This window comes from Priestia sp. P5_B4 (genome assembly GCF_056400385.1).
The window spans coordinates 1-4,539 of record NZ_JBFULJ010000279.1; the positions used below are offsets into that span (position 1 = coordinate 1).

Annotated in this window: 5 protein-coding genes and 1 pseudogene; 2 read left to right on the forward strand and 4 right to left on the reverse strand. The window is 40.0% G+C overall.

Annotation, left to right across the window (positions count from 1 at the left end):
- Together AC1DRF_RS17455 and AC1DRF_RS17460 are read right to left on the reverse strand one after the other, a co-directional pair.
- Positions 1-1,073: YeeE/YedE family protein (locus tag AC1DRF_RS17455; protein ID WP_477741260.1), on the reverse strand; the 1,073-nt coding region annotated here is incomplete at its 3' end.
- Positions 1,074-1,245: 172 nt separating this feature from the next.
- Positions 1,246-2,217 (reverse strand): EAL domain-containing protein, encoded by a 972-nt coding sequence (locus AC1DRF_RS17460; protein WP_477741261.1) that lies wholly within the window; start codon positions 2,215-2,217, stop codon positions 1,246-1,248.
- A 265-nt stretch (positions 2,218-2,482) separates the two neighbouring features.
- Between AC1DRF_RS17460 and AC1DRF_RS17465 the strand changes: the two genes are divergently transcribed.
- Positions 2,483-2,815: a hypothetical protein gene (locus AC1DRF_RS17465; RefSeq protein WP_323618318.1), complete on the forward strand. Its 333-nt coding sequence runs from the start codon at positions 2,483-2,485 to the stop codon at positions 2,813-2,815.
- Positions 2,816-2,853: 38 nt separating this feature from the next.
- Here AC1DRF_RS17465 and AC1DRF_RS17470 read toward each other — a convergent pair whose 3' ends face one another.
- Both AC1DRF_RS17470 and AC1DRF_RS17475 read right to left on the reverse strand, forming a co-directional pair.
- Positions 2,854-4,026 carry an iron-containing alcohol dehydrogenase gene (locus tag AC1DRF_RS17470; RefSeq protein WP_477741262.1) on the reverse strand — a complete coding sequence of 391 codons (1,173 nt, stop codon included), beginning with the start codon at positions 4,024-4,026 and terminating at the stop codon, positions 2,854-2,856.
- An 84-nt stretch (positions 4,027-4,110) separates the two neighbouring features.
- Positions 4,111-4,383 carry a substrate-binding domain-containing protein gene (locus tag AC1DRF_RS17475; protein ID WP_477741263.1) on the reverse strand — a complete coding sequence of 91 codons (273 nt, stop codon included), beginning with the start codon at positions 4,381-4,383 and terminating at the stop codon, positions 4,111-4,113.
- A 56-nt stretch (positions 4,384-4,439) separates the two neighbouring features.
- Between AC1DRF_RS17475 and AC1DRF_RS17480 the strand changes: the two are divergent.
- Positions 4,440-4,539: pseudogene (locus tag AC1DRF_RS17480) on the forward strand (LysR substrate-binding domain-containing protein); the annotation flags it as partial.

Below are 4,539 nucleotides of genomic sequence, written 5' to 3' on the forward strand. Positions count from 1 at the left end.
CCATACCCCATTAAAAGGCCGCCAACAACAGCTGCTCCCGCAACTCCGGGCTTAATCTTTCCTGGTTTGAACGTCCCTTGCGCCGTCGCTGAAATGAAGGCCCCTAGTATAATCCCAAAGTTTAACACGCTGGTAGAGTCTGCTAACACACTTTGCGTTAGCGCTTCTCCATTTGCACCTTGGAAAAATCCCCAACTCGATACATCTATCCCGGCTGCCATCATGGCTTTTCCGCCCCATAATGCAAAAGCAGAAGTGATTCCCCAAGGGTTTCCTCTTACAGCAAGCGTCAATGCATTTAATACTGCCAGCACAATCGCTGCTGTGAATAGAGGCCAAGAGCCTCGAATAATCTTTTTCCACCCYTTTGTAGTAGGAAGCTGTTTCATCATAGGCGGATTTTTCTTTTTAGCAATTTGAATCGTAATCCAGTAAATCGCTGCGAACGCGATAAGCTGTGTAATCCAAGCTCCAAAATAACCAAGACCTGTCGATTCAGCTAATGAGATAGGGGGAAGCGAAGGTTGCTTTTGCCAAAATGGCAAATGATACGCGCCAAACATAGAACCTACAATAAAGGCTAAAAGTGTTAAAATCATAGAAGAAGAACCTCCGCCTAACGAATACAGCGTCCCTGAGGCACATCCATTTCCTAACTGCATGCCAATTCCAAACATAAACGAACCAACTATCACGCTTACTCCTACAGGTGAGACATATCCTTTTGGCGTTACCCCTGTAAAGCTAAAGCCTGTACTTAAAATAATAGCAAACAATGTTGACGCAATTGCAAGCATAAGCATATGCGCTTGCAAGCCTTGAACATTGCCGACAGATACAAGGCGGCGAAATGCTGATGTAAAGCCAAAACGTGCGTATAGAAGCGTCATCCCTAACGCTAGGCCGATAATAAATAAAACACCTTGCGTCCAATTAGTCGTGAGCACAATCGCAAGAAATAAAATAACTGCTGCTATAACCCCTCCTGCAAATAATGGCTTTTGCATAGGACTTAATTCTGTTACAACAGTAGTAGGCTTTGATTTATATGATGAGTGCAACGTTTGCGACACATCATCCACTCCTTTTCTGATAGAAATACTAAGAATTAATATTTATCATCTTATAGCACTTCCCTTCTCCTGTAAACTGTTTAGCAAAATGAAAGTGAATTGTTTATTTTTTAAATATTCTTACCTTTAGTCATACAAAAAGCAGAAGTTTCTATTCTTCTGCTTTTCGCTGCTAAGCGTAAATAGAATGAATCTCTTTTATCGGAGTAGGATGAGGCTTTGCAAAATAATACCCTTGAAACAAATCATATCCCATCTCTATCAGGCATTTTAAATCTTCTTCTGTCTCTACTCCTTCCGCAAGAGCCTTCGCCCCCATTTTATGGGTGATAGCTAACATCTCTTGGGCCACTTTTTTCTGTTTCTCATTTTTACTGACTCCGTTTGTGAATTCAAATGCTAACTTCACCACGTCAGGCTCCACTTCTAAAAGCCTCTTCAGCGTGTTATAACCAACCCCTACGTCATCTAAAGCATATTTAAATCCGTGGGAACGATAATAATTCAAAATGTTTTTTAAATGCTCAATATCTTGAACATCCTCGGTTTCAATCACTTCAAACACTATTTGTTCGGGTTTTATATTCAATTCTTGAATTAACGCAAATGTAGATGCCAAGCAATGCTCAGGATTATATATTGCTGTAGGAATAAAGTTAATAAAAATCAGCTGACGATCAATAATACTAGCATTTTTTACAGCTTCTAAGCGGCAGGCTCGGTCAAGAGCGAAGGTTTTATTTCTTATTTGAGCAGCTTCAAACATTTTAAAAGGCGGTATAATACTTCCGTCTTCTTCTAATCCTCTTGATAAAATTTCGTGCCCAACGATATGCACGCGTTCGTGATCAATCGATACAATCGGCTGATAATATGAGCAAATTCGCTTATCTGCAATCAGCTCATCAATCCACAAGGCATCTTTCATTTTTTGAAAAACGGTGATTGGCTCCATACCTCGCAGGTTTTCAAACGGGCTCCGCTGCTTGGCTTCTACAGCCCACACATGCCGAGGGTCTAGATGCTGATGAACATAATCCATAAAACTCCAAAAGATATCTTCCCTCATCCAGACCATATCTTCTCCAAGAGTCTTCCATTGGCTTTGAGAAATATCTTTAAAGTATTTTTCCAATTTCTTCACATCGCTTTATTTCTGAAAAGAAACCGTATATCCTGTCCTAATTGGCAGACACGCGTCGCACCCCATAGCTCATCTTCTCCCTCATTTATCATCAGTTTTTTGTATGTATACATGGATAGTTCTTAGGAACTATACCACTTTTAAGAAACTTACAAACCCTATTTTCCCGTTAAAATAGAATGTACCAAAAAGTTTTGGTAAAATGATAGACGTATTTTATTGTCTACATCATAAGACGCACTTGATAAAAGGAAGTGAACGATACATGAGCAAAAACCGTTTTACGAAGTGGTTTTTATTTTCTTTAATACTCTTTGCCTTAAGTACCGGAGCAATGTATTATACGCTGTATCTATCGTACTGGGCGTATTCTATTAAACTGTTTTTAATCGCGGTGCCGCTCTTCACCTTATTATCGGTTGCTTTTGGTTCGTTGGTAATCGTACATGAACGCAAAAGAAAACGTGTATTTCATCTGCAAAACGATGGAGGCAGTCCTAAAAGTACGTTTATTCAAGGTTTTTCCGAAATAACGGTAGGAGCAGGATGCATTGTGCTGTGCTTTTTTCTTTTTCTTTATTTTCTAATGGATTATTGAGTACATATAAAAAAGACGAGCAGGCAGCTCGTCTTTTTTTATTTGGATCTTTCTAGAATATCTCGAACGCTTGCACAGTCAAGCTCTTTATAAGTGCCAACACCTGGTTTTACAAAGGTCTTTTCAACAATCGCATCAAATTCACGATCATCAATATCATAGTCACGCAAGCAGTTCGGGGCTCCTAAGTCATTCCAGAAAGTGCGAAGCGCTTTTGCTCCTTCCATTGCTGTTTCTTCATCGCTTTTTCCTGCTGGATCAATGCCAAATACGTTTACAGCCAATTGTTTTACACGGGAAGGGTCTTCTTTTAAGACGTGCTCCAGCCAGTTAGGGAACAAGATAGCAAGACCGCCTCCGTGGGGAATATCATATACGGCCGACAGAGCATGTTCGATACGGTGAGTAGCCCAGTCTCCCCCGTCCGTTCCGTTTGCTAAGCTTCCGTTAAACGCCGTCGTGCTGATATACATCATCGTTTCACGATACTTATAAGAAGTCAGATCTTTAAGAAGCTTAGGACCTTCTTGTATAGCCGTTCTTAGTAAAGATTCAATAAAGCCGTCGATCATCGGCGTATTTTCCGTGCGATGAAAATAGTGTTCAAGCGCATGCGACATACTGTCAACAATTCCATAGACGGTTTGATCGCGCGGCACTGAAAATGTGTACGCCGGATCTAAAATAGAAAAGACGGGAAATACGTGAGAAGACGTCCATCCGAGCTTTTCTTTTGTTTCCCAATTTGTTATAACAGAAGTTGAATTCATTTCAGACCCAGTTGCTGCAAGTGTTAATACCGTTCCAAAAGGAAGCGCATCTGTAATCTCTTTTTTACGTGTAATTAAATCCCATGTATTTCCTTCATACACGGCTCCAGCTGCAATAGCTTTTGTACAATCGATTACACTTCCTCCCCCAACGGCTAAAAGAAAATCAATGTTTTCTTTTTTACAGATGTCCACGCCTTTAGCTACCGTAGTCAAACGAGGATTAGGTTCTACACCAGACAGCTCGTGAACAACCGCGTTAATAGACTGAAGTTCAGCTTTCACTTCGTCGTATACGCCATTTCGTTTGATACTTCCTCCTCCGTATACTAACAGAACGTTTACTTGTTTATGATAAGAAGCAAGCTCTTGCGATAGCTTCGTAATTTGATTTTTTCCAAAGTATAATTTTGTAGGATTGTGCTGCAAAAATATATTCATGTTCTACACCTCTAGTTTCATGTTTTATAAAAAGTGTAGCACGAAAACAACTTCATCATTATTGAAGATTCTCTATATCTATTATCAATATTTTTGATAACCTTCTTGAACAAGTGAAATAAATTGTTGAATAGGTGCCGTCAGCCATTTTTTCTTTTTGAATATGAGCTGTGAATAAAGATAAAATTCTTCGTGGTCAAACGGGACTTGAATCAGTTTTCCACTTTCCATCTCTTGTTTTACCGCTATTTCCGGTACAAGAGCAATACCTAAATTATCCGCTACGCACTGTTTAATCGCTTCAAGACTGCTAAACGAGATGACCGATTGCATATGAATACCGCTGCTGCGCATCATCTCTTCTAAAAGCGTGCGATAAGGGCAGCCGCTCTCAGTTAAAATAATGGTCTCTGTTTAGCAGTCTTGAAGCGATTAAACAGTGCGTAGCGGATAATTTAGGTATTGCTCTTGTACCGGAAATAGCGGTAAAACAAGAGATGGAAAGTGGAAAAC

Coding starts and splice junctions, on each gene's coding strand:
- AC1DRF_RS17465 (WP_323618318.1), top strand. CDS start 2,483: ATGAGCAAAAACCGTTTTACGAAGTGGTTTTTATTTTCTTTAATACTC.
- AC1DRF_RS17470 (WP_477741262.1), bottom strand. CDS start 4,026: ATGAATATATTTTTGCAGCACAATCCTACAAAATTATACTTTGGAAAA.
- AC1DRF_RS17475 (WP_477741263.1), bottom strand. CDS start 4,383: ATGATGCGCAGCAGCGGTATTCATATGCAATCGGTCATCTCGTTTAGC.